The 17933-nt window shown below is 71.1% G+C and carries 16 protein-coding genes and 1 riboswitch; of the genes, 5 read left to right on the top strand and 11 right to left on the bottom strand.

From position 1 onward, the window contains the following. Positions 1 to 102 precede the first annotated feature (102 nt). The 7 genes from AC1DUE_RS04205 to AC1DUE_RS04175 form a co-directional block, all read right to left on the bottom strand. Complete coding sequence (locus AC1DUE_RS04205) at positions 103 to 2793, bottom strand: Ig-like domain-containing protein (protein WP_477038146.1); 2691 nt, start codon at positions 2791 to 2793, stop codon at positions 103 to 105. 68 nt (positions 2794 to 2861) lie between these two features. Beyond that, positions 2862 to 3674, bottom strand: a complete 813-nt coding sequence (locus AC1DUE_RS04200; protein WP_477038145.1) for an exodeoxyribonuclease III — start codon at positions 3672 to 3674, stop codon at positions 2862 to 2864. A gap of 14 nt (positions 3675 to 3688) precedes the next feature. Then, on the bottom strand, positions 3689 to 4168 hold the full coding sequence (locus tag AC1DUE_RS04195; RefSeq protein WP_477038144.1) for a VOC family protein: 480 nt from the start codon (positions 4166 to 4168) through the stop codon (positions 3689 to 3691). A gap of 51 nt (positions 4169 to 4219) precedes the next feature. Further along, positions 4220 to 5104, bottom strand: a complete 885-nt coding sequence (locus AC1DUE_RS04190; protein ID WP_477038143.1) for a bifunctional methylenetetrahydrofolate dehydrogenase/methenyltetrahydrofolate cyclohydrolase — start codon at positions 5102 to 5104, stop codon at positions 4220 to 4222. After that, the gene (glyA, locus tag AC1DUE_RS04185; protein WP_477038142.1) at positions 5104 to 6387 is read right to left on the bottom strand and encodes a serine hydroxymethyltransferase; all 1284 of its coding nucleotides are present in this window, start codon (positions 6385 to 6387) and stop codon (positions 5104 to 5106) included. Before glyA ends, AC1DUE_RS04190 begins: the two co-directional genes overlap by 1 nt. 64 nt (positions 6388 to 6451) lie before the next feature. Further along, a riboswitch (ZMP/ZTP riboswitch) is annotated at positions 6452 to 6542 on the bottom strand. Between the two features lie 36 nt (positions 6543 to 6578). Beyond that, complete coding sequence (locus tag AC1DUE_RS04180) at positions 6579 to 8057, bottom strand: hypothetical protein (protein ID WP_477038141.1); 1479 nt, start codon at positions 8055 to 8057, stop codon at positions 6579 to 6581. A 39-nt stretch (positions 8058 to 8096) separates the two neighbouring features. Then, on the bottom strand, positions 8097 to 8588 hold the full coding sequence (locus AC1DUE_RS04175) for a GNAT family N-acetyltransferase (protein WP_477038140.1): 492 nt from the start codon (positions 8586 to 8588) through the stop codon (positions 8097 to 8099). A gap of 47 nt (positions 8589 to 8635) precedes the next feature. Between AC1DUE_RS04175 and purU the strand changes: the two genes are divergently transcribed. Next, positions 8636 to 9499: a formyltetrahydrofolate deformylase gene (gene purU / locus AC1DUE_RS04170; RefSeq protein ID WP_477038139.1), complete on the top strand. Its 864-nt coding sequence runs from the start codon at positions 8636 to 8638 to the stop codon at positions 9497 to 9499. Positions 9500 to 9506: 7 nt separating this feature from the next. Then, complete coding sequence (locus tag AC1DUE_RS04165) at positions 9507 to 9959, top strand: hypothetical protein (protein ID WP_477038138.1); 453 nt, start codon at positions 9507 to 9509, stop codon at positions 9957 to 9959. A 3-nt stretch (positions 9960 to 9962) separates the two neighbouring features. Here the strand turns inward: AC1DUE_RS04165 and AC1DUE_RS04160 are convergent, their stop codons facing one another. The 4 genes from AC1DUE_RS04160 to AC1DUE_RS04145 are packed head-to-tail and all read right to left on the bottom strand — an operon-like array spanning position 9963 to position 14237. Then, positions 9963 to 11186 (bottom strand): sugar ABC transporter permease, encoded by a 1224-nt coding sequence (locus tag AC1DUE_RS04160; protein ID WP_477038137.1) that lies wholly within the window; start codon positions 11184 to 11186, stop codon positions 9963 to 9965. Further along, positions 11183 to 11965 carry an ATP-binding cassette domain-containing protein gene (locus AC1DUE_RS04155; protein ID WP_477038136.1) on the bottom strand — a complete coding sequence of 261 codons (783 nt, stop codon included), beginning with the start codon at positions 11963 to 11965 and terminating at the stop codon, positions 11183 to 11185. The genes AC1DUE_RS04160 and AC1DUE_RS04155 overlap by 4 nt, the downstream gene beginning before the upstream one ends. Further along, complete coding sequence (locus AC1DUE_RS04150) at positions 11962 to 13056, bottom strand: substrate-binding domain-containing protein (protein ID WP_477038135.1); 1095 nt, start codon at positions 13054 to 13056, stop codon at positions 11962 to 11964. Before AC1DUE_RS04150 ends, AC1DUE_RS04155 begins: the two co-directional genes overlap by 4 nt. Then, positions 13053 to 14237, bottom strand: coding sequence for an ROK family transcriptional regulator (locus tag AC1DUE_RS04145; protein ID WP_477038134.1), 1185 nt, complete (start codon positions 14235 to 14237; stop codon positions 13053 to 13055). The genes AC1DUE_RS04150 and AC1DUE_RS04145 overlap by 4 nt, the downstream gene beginning before the upstream one ends. 414 nt (positions 14238 to 14651) lie before the next feature. Here AC1DUE_RS04145 and AC1DUE_RS04140 point away from each other — a divergent pair, with 414 nt between their 5' ends. The 3 genes from AC1DUE_RS04140 to AC1DUE_RS04130 all read left to right on the top strand — a co-directional run bounded on the left by AC1DUE_RS04140 (position 14652) and on the right by AC1DUE_RS04130 (position 17920). Then, positions 14652 to 15959 (top strand): ABC transporter substrate-binding protein, encoded by a 1308-nt coding sequence (locus AC1DUE_RS04140; protein WP_477038133.1) that lies wholly within the window; start codon positions 14652 to 14654, stop codon positions 15957 to 15959. Between the two features lie 165 nt (positions 15960 to 16124). Next, complete coding sequence (locus AC1DUE_RS04135; RefSeq protein WP_477038132.1) at positions 16125 to 17030, top strand: carbohydrate ABC transporter permease; 906 nt, start codon at positions 16125 to 16127, stop codon at positions 17028 to 17030. Beyond that, positions 17027 to 17920: a carbohydrate ABC transporter permease gene (locus tag AC1DUE_RS04130; protein ID WP_477038131.1), complete on the top strand. Its 894-nt coding sequence runs from the start codon at positions 17027 to 17029 to the stop codon at positions 17918 to 17920. The genes AC1DUE_RS04135 and AC1DUE_RS04130 overlap by 4 nt, the downstream gene beginning before the upstream one ends. Positions 17921 to 17933: the final 13 nt, after the last annotated feature.

The raw sequence follows: 17933 nt of genomic DNA, 5'->3' as shown, positions 1-17933 counted from the left end.
CCGACCACGGTAGCCACGGCGGGGAGCCGGGCGCGTCCTCCGCACGGAGCGGGTCGGGTGCTCCGCGCGGAGGTCCGGCTCGACCACCGAGCCCGGTGCCCGCTACGCGCGACGACGCGCTACCCGGACGAGCGCGCCACCGCCGAGCAGGAGCGCGAGAGCGAGCAGGAGCATGGGGACCGGCTCCGCCCCGGTGGCCGCGATCGCGCCCGAACCGGGGCCCAGACCAGGTGCCGGGCCGGGAACCTGCGTCACGGGCGGCGGCGTCGGCCCGGGCGTCACGACGACGGCACTCACGACGACGGTGACCGTCGTCGTCGCGCAGAGATCCGCAGCCGTCGTCGCGCAGATCGTGTAGGTGAAGCTGTCGGTGCCGACGAACCCGGCGCTGGGGACGTAGCGGGCGACCGTCCCGCCGAACGTCGCCGTCCCGTTCGAGGGCGGCGACGCCAGTGCCGGCGGCCCGACGAGGCCCGCGTCGTTCGGGGAGACGTCCACCGGGACGGCGGTCCCCGCGGTCGTCTGCGCGCTGTCGGGCAGAGCGACCGGCAGCACCTCGACGTCGACGCGCGCCGTCGCGCACAGCCGCGGGACACCGTCGTCGCAGGCGAACACGCCGTACTGGTCACGCCCGGCGAACCCCGACCTCGGCGAGTACGTGGTCGACCCGTCGGGCTCGACGACCTCGGTCCCGCTCCGTGGGGGGATGCCGGAGTACGTCGTGACCGTGTCGGCGTCGGGGTCTGCCACCACCAGGTCGTCGGTCACGGGGACGTCGGTCGTCGTGCGCATCAGGAGCGGGGCGATCGTCGGCGGGTCGTTGCGGGCCACGACGGTGACCGTGACGAGCGCGGTGTCGCAGAACGTCGGTTCGCTCGGCGAGCAGATCCGGTACTCGAACGTGTCCACGCCCGTGAAGCCGGCAGACGACGTGTACGTCGCCGCACCGGTTGCGGGGTCGAGCGCCACCGTCCCGTTCGTCGGCGGGGTCACCGGGGTCGTGTCGAGCGGGGCGCCGTCGGTGTCGTTGGCCACCACCGGCACGGTCACCGGGACGGCGGGGAACGACTCCGCGAGGTCGTCGACGGCGCGCGGCCGGACGTTGATCGTCACGAGCCCCTCGTCACAGCCTGGCGCGGACCCGTTGTCGCAGACCTGGTAGGTGAACGTGTCCACGCCGGCGAAGTCGGAGTCCGACCGGTACTGGAACTCGCCGCTCGGACCGAGGTCGACGGCACCGTCCGTCGGCGGCACCTGCAGCGTGAAGGTGAGCACCTGCCCGGCGTCGGGGTCGCTCGCCGTCACGGTCCCGAGCACGAGCGCGGCGGTGGTCGTGTCCCGGACCAGGTCCTGGGCGACCGGCAGGGTGTTCGGAGGCGGCACGGCGCCGACGACCTCCGTGCTCACCCGGCTCGACTGGGCACTGCCGTCGTTGTTGGACGGCGACGGGTCCGTCGTGGTCGACGTGCTGCTGACGACGTTGACGAGCGTGGAGCCCGGCGGCGCCGTGACGACGCCCGAGTACTTGAGCGACAGCGTGGATCCAGCCGGCAGCGTCGCGAAGTGCCAGGTCAGGGCGCCGCCGACCACGGTCCCGATCGTCGACGCAGGGTCGAGCACGAAGCCCGCAGGCAGCGGGTCGCTCACCGTGACGTCGGCCGCCGCGTCGGGGCCGCGGTTCGCCACGACGATCTCGTACACCACGGTGTCGCCCTGGAGCGCCTTGGCCGGGCCGGTCTTGAACGAGACGACGTCGGCGATGGGGCCGTCGGGGACCGCGCAGCCCGCCGGGCTGCCACCCGCATCGACGGTCGCGCGGAGCACGTTCTGGACCGTGCCGGTCTGCACGTCGAAGATCTGCCCCGGTGGCGCGACGGACTGCACCCGGACGGGATCGGTCGCCGAGTCCCCGACGAAGGCGCCTTGGACGCTCGTGTGACCGGAGAACTGGTAGCCGCCGAAGCCGCCGACCACGCCGTCGTCCGTCAGGGTCGCGGCGGTCAGCACGCCGCCGCTCGACTGACGCCAGGTGCCGTTGTTGAGGAAGCTCCCGGTCGCCGTCACGATCCCCGCGTTCTCCGAGCCGGAGGCGTTGTTGACCAGGCTCGCGGCCGTGCTCAAGGTGCAGGTGTTCTGCAGCGACCCGGAGCCGTTGATCGTGACCGTGGATCCGAACGTCGCGACGCCGGAGTTGTCGAGCGTCCCGTCGAGGTTCGCGGAGCCGGCGACGTCCAGCGAGCCGCTGTTCTCGACGCGCACCGTGGAGTTCACGTTCAGTGCGCCCTGGACCTCGAACGTGCCCTCGTTGCGGAACGCTCCGCCGCCGGGCGACAGCGAGCTGCCGACGACGAGCTCGCCTCCGGGGTGGACGTGCACGTCGACGCTGCCGTTGGCGCCGAGGCCGTCGAACTGCGCCGCCCCCTCGAGCTCGAGCGAGAACCCCGCCGCGACGACGACGGAGGGGAGGTCGAGCGCGCCTCCGGCTGCCACGACGATCGCCCCCTCGGCGTTGTTCAGGTAGAAGCCCGTGAGGGTGGCGCCCGGTGCCACGCAGAGCGTCCCGCCCCGAGGGAGCGCGTTGACACCACCGGTGAAGTCGGCCGCCACCAGGACCACCTCGCCCGACGCGACAGTGATCGCGGGGTCCGTGGCGCTGACCACCCGGTCCGGGGACGCGCACTGCGACGCGAAGTCGGCGCGTGCCGCGGAGGCCGGCACCAGCACGAGGCCGACGAGCACCAGCAGCGCGGACACGAGCGCCGCCACCGGCCCGGCCGAGCGCCGACGCGTCATGCGGCTCCGTTCGTCGACCCCTGTGCCGCCAACGTACCGCCCGACGACGCAGGTCACACGCTCGTCGGTCAGAGGTCGTACTCGACCACCACGGGCGCGTGGTCGCTGAACCGCTCGGCGTACGTGGCCGCCCGGTCGACGGTCGCCGTCACCGCCGCGTCCGCGAGGTCGGGCGTCGCCAGCTGGTAGTCGATGCGCCAGCCGGCGTCGTTGTCGAACGCCTGACCGCGCCAGGACCACCACGTGAACGGCCCGGGGCCCTCCCCGCCGAGCTCGCGGCCCATGTCGTGCCAGCCCAGGTCGTCGAACCAGCGGTCGAGGTACGCCCGCTCGCGCGGCAGGAAGCCCGCGTGCTTGAGGTTGCCCTTCCAGTTCTTGAGGTCCACCTCGCGGTGCGCGATGTTGATGTCCCCCGCGACGACCGCGTACCCACCGCCCTCGGCGATGTCGGCCAGCCGCGCGGTGACATGGTCGAGGAACGCGTACTTCTCGTCCATCGACGGCTGCCCCGCCGTGGCGGAGTGCAGGTACGTCGAGACGACCGTGATGGTCCGGCCCGGCGCGCCCTCGTGGGCCGGCATCGTCAGGTCGGCCTCGACCCAGCGGCCCGAGTCGCTGGTCACGCCCGTCTTCAGCCCGATCCGCACGGCGGACATCGGCAGCCGGGACGCGATCGCGACCCCGGCCCGGCCGGCCGTCTCGCTCGCCTCGTGCGCCAGGTGCCACTCCCCCGGCGGCAGGTGGTCGGCCAGGATCTCGTCGGACGCCCGGACCTCCTGCAGGAGCACCACGTCCGGCCTGCGCGCCTCCAACCAGGCGCCCATGCCGCGCTTGTAGGCCGCGCGGATCCCGTTGACGTTGACAGAGGCGATGGTCAGCACCCGACCATCCTGCATCAGCCCCGGTAGGCGGCCTCGAGCGCGTCCATGTCCAGCTTGACCATCGGCAGCAGCGCCGCCATCACGCGCGCGGTGCCCTCCGGGTCGGCGTCAGCGGCCATCCACCGGTCCAGGCCCGCGGGCGTGACCTGCCACGACAGCCCGAACCGGTCCTTCAGCCAGCCGCACTGCGACTCCACGCCGCCGTCGGCCAGCAGCGCGTCCCAGTAGTGGTCGATCTCGGCCTGCGTCTGGCACTCGAGCACGAACGAGAACGCGTCGTCGAGCTTCAGCACCGGACCGCCGTTGAGGAGCGTGACAGGCATGCCGTCGAGGGTGAGCTCCACGATGAACGCCGACCCCTCGGCCACCCCGGGCGTACCGGCGGGGGCCCGCACCACCGACAGGATCGAGGTGTTCGGGATGACGGCGACGTAGAAGTTGGCCGCGTCCTCGGCCTGGTCGTCGAACCACAGGTGCGGACGGACGATGCCCATGACGGACTCCTTCGGAAGCGCCCCGGCCGACCCGGGGCACTCCCGAGGGTCTCAGGCTCCGAGCAGCCGTTCGGCGGTGTCGACGACGTTGCTCAACAGCATCGCGCGCGTCATGGGACCCACGCCACCCGGGTTGGGCGACACCCACGACGCCACCTCCCGCACGTTCGGGTCCACGTCGCCGACGACGCGGCTCTTGCCGGTCTCCGGGTCCACGGTCCGCGAGACGCCGACATCGATGACGACCGCGCCGGGCTTGACGATCTCCGCCGTGATGATCCCGGGGACACCCGCCGCCGCGACGATCACGTCGGCGTGCCGCGTGTGCTCCGCGAGGTCGTCGGTACCCGTGTGCGTGAGCGTCACGGTCGCGTTGATCTCGCGACGAGTGAGCAGCAGCCCGATCGAGCGGCCGACGGTGACGCCGCGTCCCACGACGACGACGTCCGCACCACGCAGGTCGATGTTGTGCCGCAGGATCAGGTCGATGATCCCGCGCGGCGTGCACGGCAGCGGCGAGGTGACGGGCTCGTTGACGCGCAGCACCAGGCGCCCGAGGTTCGTCGGGTGCAGGCCGTCCGCGTCCTTGTCGGGGTCGACGAGCTCGAGCACGCGGTTGGTGTCGATGCCCTTCGGCAGCGGCAGCTGGACGATGAACCCCGTGCAGGCCGGGTCCTCGTTCAGCCGTCGGACCGCCGCCTCGATCTCGTCCTGCGTGGCCGTGGCGGGCAGGTCCTCGCGGATCGAGGCGATGCCCACCTCGGCGCAGTCCTTGTGCTTGCCGGCCACGTACCACTGCGAACCCGGGTCGTCGCCGACCAGGAGCGTGCCCAGGCCGGGCGTGACCCCGCGGGTGGCCAGTGCGGCCACCCGCTCGGTCAGCTCGGCCTTGATCCGCTTCGCGGTGGCGGTGCCGTCGAGAAGCTGGGCCGTCATCAGTACTGCCGCAGTCCGTCGTAGAGCGGGAAGCCGTCCGTGAGCTTCAGCACGCGGGCCTTGAGCGCGTCGAGGTCCGTCGACGCGCCGTCGATCAGGGCGGTCGCGATGATGTCCGCGACCTCCGTGAACTCAGCGTCGCCGAATCCGCGCGACGCGAGCGCCGGCGTGCCGATGCGCAGGCCCGACGTGACGCGCGGGGGGCGCGGGTCGAAGGGCACCGCGTTGCGGTTGACCGTGATGCCGGCCGAGTGCAGGAGGTCCTCGGCCTGCTGGCCGTCCAGGTCCGAGTGCCGCAGGTCCACGAGCACCAGGTGCACGTCGGTGCCGCCGGTGAGGACCGAGACGCCGGCCTTGGTCACGTCGGGTGCGGACAGGCGCTCGGCGATGATGCGGGCGCCGTCGAGCGTGCGCTGCTGACGGTCCTTGAACTCGTCGGTGGCGGCGACCTTGAACGCGACGGCCTTGGCGGCGATCACGTGCATGAGCGGACCGCCCTGCTGACCCGGGAAGACGGCCGAGTCGATCTTCTTGGCGTACTCCTCGCGGCTCAGGATGAAGCCCGAGCGGGGGCCGCCGATCGTCTTGTGCACCGTGCTGGACACCACGTCGGAGTGCGGGACGGGGCTCGGGTGCAGGCCCGCGGCCACCAGGCCGGCGAAGTGCGCCATGTCGACCCAGAGCTTGGCGCCGACCTCGTCGGCGATGGACCGGAAGGCCGCGAAGTCGAGGTGACGCGGGTAGGCCGACCAGCCGCCGATGATCACGTCGGGCCGCTGCTCGAGCGCCTTGGCCCGAACGGCGTCCATGTCGACGAGGAAGGTGTCCGGGTCCACGCCGTAGGCGCCGACCTGGTAGAGCTTGCCGGAGAAGTTGATCTTCATGCCGTGTGTGAGGTGGCCGCCGTGGGCCAGCTCGAGGCCGAGGATCTTGTCGCCCGCGTTGATCAGCGCGTGCAGGACGGCGGCGTTGGCCGTGGCGCCCGAGTGCGGCTGGACGTTCGCGTGCTCGGCGCCGAACAGCGACTTGGCGCGGTCGATCGCGATGTTCTCCGCGATGTCGACCTGCTCGCAGCCGCCGTAGTAGCGGCGGCCCGGGTAGCCCTCGGCGTACTTGTTGGTCAGCACGGAGCCCTGCGCCTGCAGGACCGCGCGGGGCACGAAGTTCTCCGACGCGATCATCTCGAGGGTGCCCTGCTGGCGGGCCAGCTCACCGTCGAGGACGGCGGCGATCTCGGGGTCGAGCTCGGAGATGTTCTGGTCGAGGATCGGGGTGTTGCTCATGGCACTCCCTGGCAGTCAGCGCGCACGGTGTCACCGCGCACTCGGTAGTCGGACCGGTGGGGTGACCGGGGGCCCAGGCGTCCGACCCATGGTCTGCTGCTGCTACGTCGCTCCCCGGTGGTGACCCACCCGTTTCGCCAGTCGCGACGCCGCACAGACTAGCAACGGCTCGACGGGGCCGTCGACGTGTCTCAGAGATAGCCGCCCGTGCCGACCGGCAGCGGCTCGGGCTCGGCGACGGCCTGCGGCGGGGTCCCCCGCAGCAGCAGCATGGAGACGCCGGACGCGGAGGCGGTCGACAGCCAGCGCAGGCCGGACAGGGGGCACTCCAGCACGACGGGCCGCCACGTCGCCGACACGACCGGCGCGGCGGGGCGCAGGTGGTGTGCCGCATAGGCGACGGCGTACGGGCCGACGTGGACGCTGCGCTCCCAGCAGCCGCAGGCGGCGGTGTCGACGAGCCGGGCACGGTCGGCCTCCGCCTCCCGACGGCGCAGGACCCTCGCGTCCGAGAGCCTGATCAGCCGGCGGCCGAGCTTGACGCCGAGCAGAGGCAGGGCGAGCACGGGCGCGAGCCACCATCCTGCGACCAGGACGAGGGGTGCTCCCGGCCAGGCGTCGGCGACGACGGCGGCGATCCCTGCCGCGGCGACCGCGCCCAGGACGAGGCCGAGCAGCGCGAACAGGACGGCGAGGCCCTTGAGCTGCGAGTCGGCACTCTGCAGCCGTCGCTGCTCGTCGTCGAGGGGCAACCGATCGAGGGCGAACCACGTGCGCTCGTCCGTCGGCGACAGGTCGGGCACGACCCGCCAGCGTCCGCGCAGGAGAGCGATCCCGAGGACCCCGGCCGCCAGACCGACGAGGCCGAGCAGCAGGGTGAGCACCGTCGCGCCGACCCAGGGAAGCAGAGCGGGTGCGGTGCGGACGACCGGCCGCGTCCGCCGGGAGAGGTCGTCGAGCTGCGCCGAGCGCGGGCTGGTACGGGCAACGGCGCCCACCAGCAGCATCGCGCCTGCCCTGTCGTCGCTCGCCTCCAGAGCCTCGACCGCGCGCTCGAGCGCATACGTGTCGTGCCACGGTCGCGGTGTCGCCGACCGCACGGCATGGGCCGCCTGTGCGACTCGCTCGATCGGGTCGACCACGCGGTTCCGCGTCGCGATCCAGCTGCTGGCGAACCGACCGACGACGTAGGTCGTACGCACGCCGTGGTCGACGAACAGCGCCCGCCAGGCGTCGGCGGCGACTGCTCGCTGGCCGGTCCGCTCGGCGGCGACGCCCAGGATGTACAGGTACCACGGGCGGTGGTCGACGGGTAGGAGGGCCCCGAGCCCGACCAGGGTCGCGAACGCCGCCTGGTCGCCCTCGATCGCCTGGGCTCCGAGCACGAGGACGTGGTTCATCGACCGCGGGCCGTCCGTCGGTACCTCGCTCGCGCCGATCTCGGCGAGGATCGTCAGGACGAGCGCGGCGTCACCGCTCAGGTACGCGAGTCCCGCCCGACGGGTGGCCGTCGCGGTCGCGGGGTGCCCGGCGTGCGCGATGAGGGTGGCGGCCAGGTCGAGCTCGTCGACCTGGTCCGCAGCCTTCGCCCAGGCGTAGACGAGGTCGGCCCGGTCAGGGTCGTCGACCCCTGCCGCCGCGCCTGCCCCCTGCTGGTGCGCTTCCGTCACAGAACGGACATCGGTCCGCGGACGACCTCACTTGAGCCGTCAGGCCTCGGATCCGTCACCCAGCAGCTTGCGCAGGTACGCGTACGTCAGGTCGCCGGCGGTCTGGTCGTGCTGGTGCTCGTAGCCGTGCTTCGCGTAGAGCGCGATGTTCTGCACCGAGTCGCGGCCGGTGAACACCCAGACCTCCTCGATGCCGTCGGGCAGGAACGGCAGGATCGCCATGAGCATCTGCGTGCCGAAACCCTGTCCCTGCAGGTCAGGGGCCACCGCGAACCGGCCGAGCGTCGCCTTCGAGCCCTCGATGAGCACGCGGATCGAGCCGACGAGCCGGTGCCCGTACCAGCCGCCGAGCGTGATGACACCCTCGGCCTCCAGGTCCGCCTGGAGCTCCTCGAGGGTCTGCGTCAGCGGCGGGATGTGCGGGTCACCGTACTGCTGGGCCTCGGTCACGAAGGCGGCCCGACGGAGCGTCAGCAGCTCCCCGGCGTCGTCGAGGGTCACCGAACGGATGTCGAGGTCGGCGGTCGTCATGACGCCATCGTGTCAGCCGATCACCGCGACCACTACTCTCGGACCTCGTGTCCTCCGCCACGATCGAACCGACCCACTGGGTGCTCTCGCTGTCCTGCCCCGACCGGCCGGGCATCGTGCACGCCGTCGCCGGCCTGCTCGCCGAGCACGGCGGCAACATCACCGAGTCGCAGCAGTTCGGCGACCCGCTGTCGGGGCTCTTCTTCATGCGCGTGCAGGTCACGGCGTCCACGCCGCGCGACACCCTGACGGCGGCACTGTCCCGGCTGGGCGAGCAGTTCGGCATGCAGTGGTCCCTCGACGTCGTCGGGCGCCCCGTCCGCACGCTCGTCATGGGCTCCACCGCGGCGCACTGCCTCAACGACCTGGCGTTCCGGCAGCGGTCGGAGAACCTGCCGGTCGACCTCGTCGCGGTCGTCTCCAACCACACCGCGCTCGAACCGCTCGCGAGCTTCTACGGCATCCCGTTCCACCACGTCCCGGTCACCTCCGCGACGAAGGCGCAGGCCGAGTCCCGGCTGCTGGAGCTCGTCGATGAGCTCGACGTCGAGCTCGTCGTGCTCGCGCGGTACATGCAGATCCTGTCCGACGACCTGTGCCGACGACTGCAGGGCCGAGTGATCAACATCCACCACTCGTTCCTGCCGTCGTTCAAGGGCGCCCGCCCCTACGCGCAGGCCCACGACCGCGGGGTCAAGCTGATCGGCGCGACCGCGCACTACGTGACGGGCGACCTCGACGAGGGCCCGATCATCGAGCAGGACGTCGAGCGCGTCGACCACTCGCGGGCCGTCGAGGACCTCGTCGCACTGGGTCAGGACGTCGAGCGCCGTGCTCTGGCACGCGCCGTGCGCTGGCACGCCGAGCACCGCGTGCTGCTCGACGGCCACCGGACCATCGTCTTCAAGTAGGCCGCCAATGAGCGACAACTACCTGCGCCTCATCCCGACCGACCCCGCCTGGCGGCCGGAGCGCGACGCGGCGGAACGCGCGGCGGTGGTCCTCTCCGCTCTCGTCCCGGGCGCCGACGAGGTCGAGGCCGAGCTGTACGCCGGCGTCACCTTCATCGATCAGGGCGCCAACTTCGAGCGTCTGGGTTGTCCACTGTGCGGCGCGGAGCTCGCGGAGGTCTGGTGGGGCGAGCAGATGGCGGCGGCGGGCGCCGGCGGGTTCGCGGACCTGCGCGTGAGCACCCCCTGCTGCGGCAAGGCGACGAGCCTGAACGACCTGACCTATGACTGGCCGGCCGGCTTCGCCCAGTCCGAGCTGTCCGTGCTCAACCCGCAGCGAGGCTGGCTGACCGAGGCGGAGCTCGCCGAAGTCGCAACCGCCCTGGGGCATCCTCTGCGCCAGGTGATGGCCCACTACTAGCCGTCAGGTGGCCACCGAGCGGTAGCTCTCCCGAGCCCGGGCCTGCAGCGCGTCGATGGTGACCGCGAGCGCGAGCACGAGGCCGGTGACGACGAGCCGGGCCGAGGTGTCGAGGTTGAGCAGGGTCAGCCCGGTCGCGATCGACTGGATGACCAGGATGCCGACGAGCGCGGACCACGCCGAGCCGCGCCCGCCGAACAGGCTCGTCCCGCCGATGATCGCCGCGGCGATGGCCGTGAGGTTGGTGTCGCTCGCGCCGGTGCCCTGGTTGGCGGCGGCCAGACGGCCCACGGCGAGCACGCCGCCGAGCGCCGCGAACGTCGAGCAGAGGACGAACACCGTGAAGAAGACCCGGCGCACGGGCACGCCGGCCTTGCGGGCCGCCTCGACGTCGCCGCCGACGGCCCGCACGGAGCGGCCCCAGCGGGTGCGGCGCAGCAGCAGGTCGACGACGGCGACCAGGCCGACGAACAGCGCGAACACCGCCCCGACGCCGCGGTTGGTGTTCAGGTAAGCCACCGAGATCGACAGGACGACCGCGAGGACCGCCACCCGCGTGACGAGCTCGAACGCCGAGCTGACCGGCAGCTCTGCGCGCGCGCGGCGCGTCCGGTCCATCAGGCGCCCGGCCGAGTAGCCGGCGACGACCAGAAGCACGAGCGCCCAGGACAGGGCCGGGTCGAGGAACGCCGTCTGGCAGAACTCGACGAGCGGGGACTCGAAGGGCACGTTGACCGAGCCGGTCGGGCCGAGCACCCGGATCTGCAGGCCGGTGACCACGAGCAGGCCGGCCAGCGTGAACACGAAGCTGGGAACGGCGAGCCTCGTCTGCAGCGCGGCGTAGATCGAGCCGACGACGACACCGACGGCCAGCGACGCCGCGAACGCGAGCGGGAAGGCCCAGCCCAGCTGGACCGAGCAGACGGCAACGACGGCCGCGGCGAGCCCTGAGACCGCGCCGACGGAGAGGTCGATCTGGCCGATGTGCAGCGTGAGCACGACGCCGAGCGCGATGACGCCGGTCGACGCGGACTGCTGCGTGATGTTGACCATGTTGTCGCTGGACAGGAAGTGCGGGTTCAGCACCTGGAAGACCAGCCAGATGATGACGAGCACGGCGCTGATGGGCAGCACGCCCGCGTCGCCCGTGCGCAGGCGCTGCCACGAGGACGCCCAGATGCTCGGCTGCTCCTCGGGCAGGGCGCTCATGGTGCTCAGGGCGCTCATCGTTCGCTCCGGATTCCCGTGACGGCGGCGAGCAGCTCTTCGTAGCTGGTCTTGGCGGCGTCGAACTCCCCGTTGGTCCGGCCGAGGCGCAGCACCACGATCCGGTCGGCGACGGCCTGCACGTCGGCGAGCGAGTGGCTGGTCAGGACCACGCCGTGGCCGCGCTCGCGCAGGCGCTCGACCAGCGTGAGGAACTCCGCGGTCTGCCGCAGCCCGAGCGCGGCGGTCGGCTCGTCGAGGACGATCACGCGTGGGTCGCCGAGCAGCGACCGGGCGATCGCGACCGCCTGGCGCTGGCCTCCCGAGAGTGCGGCGACGGGCACCCGCACCGAGGGAACGCGCGCGGCGAGCTGGTTGAGCAGCTCCCAGGCGTGCTTCTCCATCGCGACCTCGTCGAGCAGCATCCCGCGCTCGACCTCGTGCCCGAGGTAGAGGTTCTCGACGACGTCGAGGTTCTGGCAGAGGGCTAGGTCCTGGAACACCGCGGCGATCCCGTACCCGCGGGCGACGGCCGGGTCGGACAGCGTCACGGGTCGTCCGTCGACGACCACCTCGCCGCTGTCGGGCGCGAGCGCTCCGGTCAGCGTTCCGACGAGGGTGGACTTTCCCGCGCCGTTGTCGCCGATCACGGCGACGACCTCGTGGGCGCGCACCTCGAAGTCGATGTCGACGAGCGCGCGCACCGCGCCGTAGCTCTTGGAGACGCCGCGCAGCGAGAGCACGGGGGTCGCGGAGCCGTGATTCACGGCACCGTCGGGGCCGGCGAGGACGTCGTTCACCGGGCACCCCTCTCGTCGAACAGTCCGGCCTGGGCGCACGCCTCGGTATAGGGCTGCACGCAGATCTCCTCGGTCGTGTAGACGCCGCCGTCGATGATGACGCGGCGAAGGTTGCCGATGTTGACGGACACGGGCTCGAGGATCAGGGCCGGCACGCCCTGCACCCGCGACGTGGTCATGGGCGACTCGCCGCGCAGCACCCGGACCGCGAGCTCGGCGGCCGTGCGCGCCTGCTCGTTGATGGCCTTGTAGACGGTCATCACCTGGTCGCCCGTGACGATCCGCTGCATCGCGGTGAGCTCGGCATCCTGACCGGTGACGGGCGGGATCGGGTTCAGACCGGCCGCGCGCATCGCCGAGATGGCTCCGCCCGCGGTGCCGTCGTTCGCGGCGAGCACCGCATCGACCTGCCCGGAGAACTCCGTCAGCTGCCCGGTCACCCACTCCTGCGCCTTGTCCGGGCTCCAGTCGGGGGTGTCGTACTCCGCGAGCACCGTGATCGGCAGCCCCTCGAACGCGCCCCTGGCACCGCTCTCTAGCTGCGCGGAGTTGGGGTCCGTGGCCGCGCCGTTCACCATCAGCACTCCCTTGGGGTTCTCCGGACTCATCCCCTCGAGGGCGAGCGCACGTGCCAGGGCCTCACCCTGGAGCTGGCCGATCCGACGGCTGTCGAAGGACACGTAGTAGTCGATGCCGGCGTTCGCGATGAACCGGTCGTAGGCGATCACGGGCACGCCCCGGCGGTTGGCCTCCGCGACGATGCCGACCGCGGCGTCGGCGTCGACCGCGTCCAGGACGATCACGCCGGCCCCCTGGGTCAGCACCGCCTCGGCCTGCTGCTGCTGGAGCGCGGCGTCCTGGTCGGCGTTGGCGTAGAGCACCTTGCACTCCGCGCACCGGCGCGCCACCAGACCCTCGAAGGAGGGCCGGTCGACGGCCTCGTACCGCGCGGTCTTGGACTCCGGCAGGAGCAGGGCGATGGCCATCTCGGCGTGCGGCGTGCTGGCGGGGACGCACGAGACCAGGGCGAGCGACAGCGCGGCGAGGACCAGCGCCACCACCTTGCGTCGCAGCCTTGCGCGAGCACTCATGCGAGCACCGTCCCGGGCGCACCGATGGTCACCCTGTCGAGCGCGATCGCGAGGGCTCCGCGCACCTCCGCCGCAGCGCCGAGCTCGGCCCCGACGACCGGGATCGGGCCGGCCGTGCTCGGGATCCTGCGCTGCGCCATGACGGCACGGATCGGCTCCAGCAGCAGCTCGCCGGCGTCCGCGAGCTCACCGCCGATGACCACGAGCTCGGGGTCGAACAGGTTGCTCACGCCCGCGGCGACGACACCCAGGTGGTGCCCGGCATCGGCGATGACGCGTCGGCACCCGGCGTCGCCGGCCTCGGCGCGCGCGATCGCTCCGCGCAGCGTCAAGTTCCCGTGGCTCGGGCGCAGCATGTCCAGAAGTATCGGCGCCCCGACGTACATCTCGAGGCACCCGCGGTTGCCACAACGGCAGACCGGCCCGTTGTCGTCGACCGTCGAGTGCCCGATCTCGCCGGCCCCGCCCGCGCGGCCGTGGAACACCTCGCCGTTGAGCACCAGTCCACCGCCGACGCCGTGCGACGCGTGGATGTAGACGACGTCCGCCCGTCCGCGCGCGGCACCCAGCCGGACCTCGGCGAGCGCCCCCAGGTTCGCGTCGTTGTCCACGTAGACGGGCAGCCCGAGCCGCTTGCCCAGAAGGTCCGGGACCGCGGCACCGTCCCACCCACGCAGCATGCCGATCGAGGAGATCCGGCCGGTGCGCACGTCGACGGGAGCGGGCACGCCGACGCCTATCGCCAGCACCTCCGAGAGGGACGCGTCGACCGAGTCGACCATCTCGGTCAGCAGCAGCGCGGCGCGCTCGAGCCCCTGGTCAGCGCGGTGGTCGGGCGGCAGCGGCATCCGCTGCTCGGCGACGATCCGGTGGGCCACGTCGGACAGGGCCACCCGCAGCGAGCGGGTCCCGAAGTGCATCCCGGCGACGAGGCCGAGGTTGCGGGCGAGCGTGACCTGCTGGGCCCGACGACCCGAGCGCGAGGTGGGCGCGGTGTGCAGGACGCCGGCGCTCGTCAGCTCCTTGACGATGTTCGACACGGTGGCTGGGGACAGGCCAGTGACGCCGGCCAGCTCGACCTGCGTGAGCGAGCCACGCTGCTGGACGGCGCTGACGATCCGCGCCCTGTTGGCTTCACGCAGTGAAGTCTGGGAGCCCGGAGTGACCCGGTCATTGCCCACGCGCGCAGGATACACACGCGTATCTGAGCGGACTCGTGCGCGGCTCGGACCTCACCCGGTCCGATATGCGTAGAACAGGGCATTGAGCACGACTTGCCCGTTCACCTGCGGCTGGACGGGTGAACCTGCAGGTCCGACCTTGTCACCCCGGGGTGTGAACGCCGAGGCCGCACCCCGTGGCTGCGCGAGATGAAGCCCAGATCACGATTTGGCGACGCATTCGTTCATTTCTTGACTTCAAGGCCTCTCCGACGATGAGATGTGACGCGGATCGGACGAGGCGCACTGCCGAGCCTCCGTCCGAACGCCACCCGAACGCTCCCGCATCGGATGGCGAACTCCGGGCCGCGGGACCCTCGGGTCCCTCGTCCAGCAGCACCCCCCTATCCACGGCAAAGAAGGCGTAGGAGACAGATGCGTACAGGACGCAGGATCACAGCGGTCGCCGCCGGTATCGCGGTTGCCAGCCTCGCGCTGGCTGCTTGCAGCAACGGTGACAGCGGCGACAACTCCTCGGACGGCGCGAGCGCCGGTGCCGAGGGCGCCGACCAGGTCGAGGTCTTCACCTGGTGGGCCAGCGGCTCCGAGAAGCTCGGCCTCGACGCGCTCGTCAGCGTGTTCAACGAGCAGCACCCGGAGACCGAGTTCGTCAACGGTGCGGTTGCTGGTGGCGCCGGTTCGGCCGCCAAGGACCTGCTGCAGTCGCGCCTCCAGGCGAACGACCCGCCGGACACGTTCCAGGCCCACGCGGGCGCGGAGCTGACCGACTACATCAACGCCGGTCAGGTCGAGGACGTCTCGGCGCTGTACGACGAGTTCGGCCTGCGCGACGCCTTCCCGGCGGACCTCGTGGACCGCCTGACGGTCGACGGCAAGATCTACTCGATCCCGTCGAACATCCACCGTGCCAACGTCGTCTGGGCCAACACCCAGCTCCTCACGGACGCGGGCCTCGACCCGGCCGCGACGTACGCCACGCTCGACGACTGGTTCGTCGCGCTGGACGCCGTCAAGGAGAAGACCGGCCGCACGCCGCTCTCGGTCGCCACGACCTGGACCCAGGTCAACCTGCTCGAGACGATCCTCCTCTCCGACCTGGGTGCCGACGGCTACTCCGGCCTGTGGGACGGGTCGACCGACTGGACCAGCCCCGAGGTCGGCAAGGCGCTCGAGGACTTCGGCAAGCTGATCAGCTACACGAACACGGACCGTGACGGCCTCGACTGGCCGGACGCCACGCAGCAGGTCATCGACGGCAACGCCGCGTTCAACGTCATGGGCGACTGGGCCGTGGCCGCGTTCGAGGAGGCCGGCAAGGCTTCCCCGGCCGACTACGTCTACTTCCCGGTCCCCGGCACGGACGGCGTGTTCGACTTCCTGGCCGACTCCTTCACGCTCCCCGTCGGTGCCCCGCACCCCGGTGGCGCGAAGAACTGGCTCGAGACGATCGGCTCGCTCGAGGGCCAGGTCGCGTTCAACAAGGCCAAGGGTTCCATCCCGGCCCGCACGGACGCCGACCCGGCTGACTTCTCCGCGTACCAGCAGTCGGCCATCAAGTCGTTCGGTGAGGACACCATCGTCTCCTCGCTGGCGCACGGTGCCGCTGCCCCGGCCGCCTGGTCGAACGCGATCAGCGACGCCACGTCCAAGTTCACGACCGGTGCGTCCGACGTTGCGGGCTTCCAGTCCGAGCTCGCCGACGCCGCCGCCGCGAACAGCTGATCTGACGATCCGCTGATCACGCACGTGCACTGAGATCCGGTCCCGTCCCGGTCCTGGCAACAGGGCCGGGGCGGGACCGTCTCGGCGCGTCTGCCGAGTAGTACCCGGGCCGGCGACGACCTCCCGGCCCGTCCACACGCTCGTTCCGAACCACTGGAGGCACTCGTGCCCCGTCAGATCCGCAAGTGGGGCCCGCCCCTCTTGCTCATCTCGCCGTCCCTGATCCTGTTGGCCGTCTTCGTCTACGGCCTGCTCTTCCTCAACGGGGTCACGTCGACCAAGGACATCCACACCGCTGCGCAGACGACGGGCCGCGAGCCGTCCGGCTTCGTCGGCCTCACCAACTACGGTGACCTGCTCTCGTCGGACAGCTTCCAGCACTCCCTGAAGAACCTGGCGCTCTACACGGTCGTCTTCCTCGTCGGGACGATGGTCTTCGGGTTCGTCTGGGCGTGGCTGCTGGACCGCCCGGTGAAGTTCGAGGGCGTGTTCCGCTCCATCTACCTCTTCCCGATGGCGGTCTCGTTCGTCGCCTCGGGTGTCGTGTGGCGCTGGCTGCTGAACTCCAACCAGGGTGAGTCGGCCTCGGGCCTGAACCGCCTGTTCCAGATGATCGGGCTGCCGTTCCTCCAGAACAACTGGTGGAACAACGTGAGCGTCGGTATCGCCGCCATCGCCATCCCCGCGATCTGGCAGCTGTCCGGCTACGTCATGGCGCTGTTCCTCGCCGGCTTCCGCGGCGTCCCGGAGGAGCTGCGCGAGGCCGCGAAGGTGGACGGCTCGTCCACCTGGCAGATGTACCGCCACGTGATCTTCCCGCAGCTCAGCCCGGTGGCGCTGTCGGCGATCATCATCATCGGCCACATGTCCATGAAGTCCTTCGACCTGATCATGTCGATCTCCAAGCCGGCGAACTACCAGACCAAGGTGCCGTCGATCGACATGTACGTCTTCAAGTCGAGCTTCAACTACTCCGACGCCGCGGCCGTCGGCGTGATCCTGCTGGTGATCGTGGCGGTGCTGATCGTCCCGTACCTGGTGCACCTCAACCGGACGGAGAAGACCTCATGACGACCGTCGCAGCCGACGAGCTGATCGCTCCCCTCGGCAAGGCTCCGAACCCGGAGCGCGCACCGGGCGGCCGGTTCTCCACGGGTCGCACCCTGAAGTACGCGCTGCTGATCTTCTTCGTGATCATCGTGCTGATCCCGGTGTACGTGCTGCTGGTCACCAGCTTCAAGGGGCAGGGCGACGCCACCCCGGCGCGCGCCTGGAACCTGCCGCAGCTCTGGACCATGGAGAACTGGAGCGCGGCGTGGACGGCGCTCTCGCCGTCGATCTTCCGCACGCTCTCGATGGTCCTCCCGGCCGCGATCATCTCCTCGATGCTCGGCTCGATGAACGGGTTCGTCCTGGCGCGCTGGCGCTTCAAGGGCGCGGACCTCGTCTTCACGCTGATCCTCTTCGGCATGTTCATCCCGTACCAGGCCGTGATGATCCCGCTGCTGCAGCTGATGAACGGCATCGGTGTCCCGTCGGGCATCCCGTCGCTGATCATCCTGCACGTGATCTACGGTCTGCCGATCACGACCCTGATCTTCCGCAACTACTACATGTCCGTGCCGGAGGAGCTCATCGAGGCCTCCCGCATGGACGGTGCCGGGATGCTGCGGACGTACTGGTCGGTCGTGCTCCCGATCTCGATCCCGAGCTTCGTGGTCGTCCTCATCTGGCAGTTCACCTCGGCCTGGAACGACTTCCTCTTCGCGGTGTTCTTCTCCTCCAGCCAGAACGGCCCGGTCACCCTCGCGCTGAACAACCTCGCGAACGGTGCCCTGCTCACCAACTACGGCGTGTCGATGGCCGGCGCCCTGCTGGCCTCGCTGCCGACGCTGCTCGTGTACGTGCTCCTGGGCAAGTACTTCATCGGCGGTCTGATGTCCGGCTCGGTCAAGGGCTGACGCTCTTCCCCAT

This window comes from Cellulomonas sp. P4_A2 (assembly GCF_056402515.1).
The sequence above is the reverse complement of the archived record's forward strand: the minus strand, read 5'-3'. Positions and strand labels throughout refer to the sequence as shown.

Coding starts and splice junctions, on each gene's coding strand:
- AC1DUE_RS04160 (WP_477038137.1), bottom strand. CDS start 11,186: ATGAGCGCCCTGAGCACCATGAGCGCCCTGCCCGAGGAGCAGCCGAGC.
- AC1DUE_RS04150 (WP_477038135.1), bottom strand. CDS start 13,056: ATGAGTGCTCGCGCAAGGCTGCGACGCAAGGTGGTGGCGCTGGTCCTC.
- glyA (WP_477038142.1), bottom strand. CDS start 6,387: ATGAGCAACACCCCGATCCTCGACCAGAACATCTCCGAGCTCGACCCC.
- AC1DUE_RS04205 (WP_477038146.1), bottom strand. CDS start 2,793: ATGACGCGTCGGCGCTCGGCCGGGCCGGTGGCGGCGCTCGTGTCCGCG.
- AC1DUE_RS04195 (WP_477038144.1), bottom strand. CDS start 4,168: ATGGGCATCGTCCGTCCGCACCTGTGGTTCGACGACCAGGCCGAGGAC.
- AC1DUE_RS04130 (WP_477038131.1), top strand. CDS start 17,027: ATGACGACCGTCGCAGCCGACGAGCTGATCGCTCCCCTCGGCAAGGCT.
- AC1DUE_RS04140 (WP_477038133.1), top strand. CDS start 14,652: ATGCGTACAGGACGCAGGATCACAGCGGTCGCCGCCGGTATCGCGGTT.
- AC1DUE_RS04190 (WP_477038143.1), bottom strand. CDS start 5,104: ATGACGGCCCAGCTTCTCGACGGCACCGCCACCGCGAAGCGGATCAAG.
- AC1DUE_RS04165 (WP_477038138.1), top strand. CDS start 9,507: ATGAGCGACAACTACCTGCGCCTCATCCCGACCGACCCCGCCTGGCGG.
- AC1DUE_RS04175 (WP_477038140.1), bottom strand. CDS start 8,588: ATGACGACCGCCGACCTCGACATCCGTTCGGTGACCCTCGACGACGCC.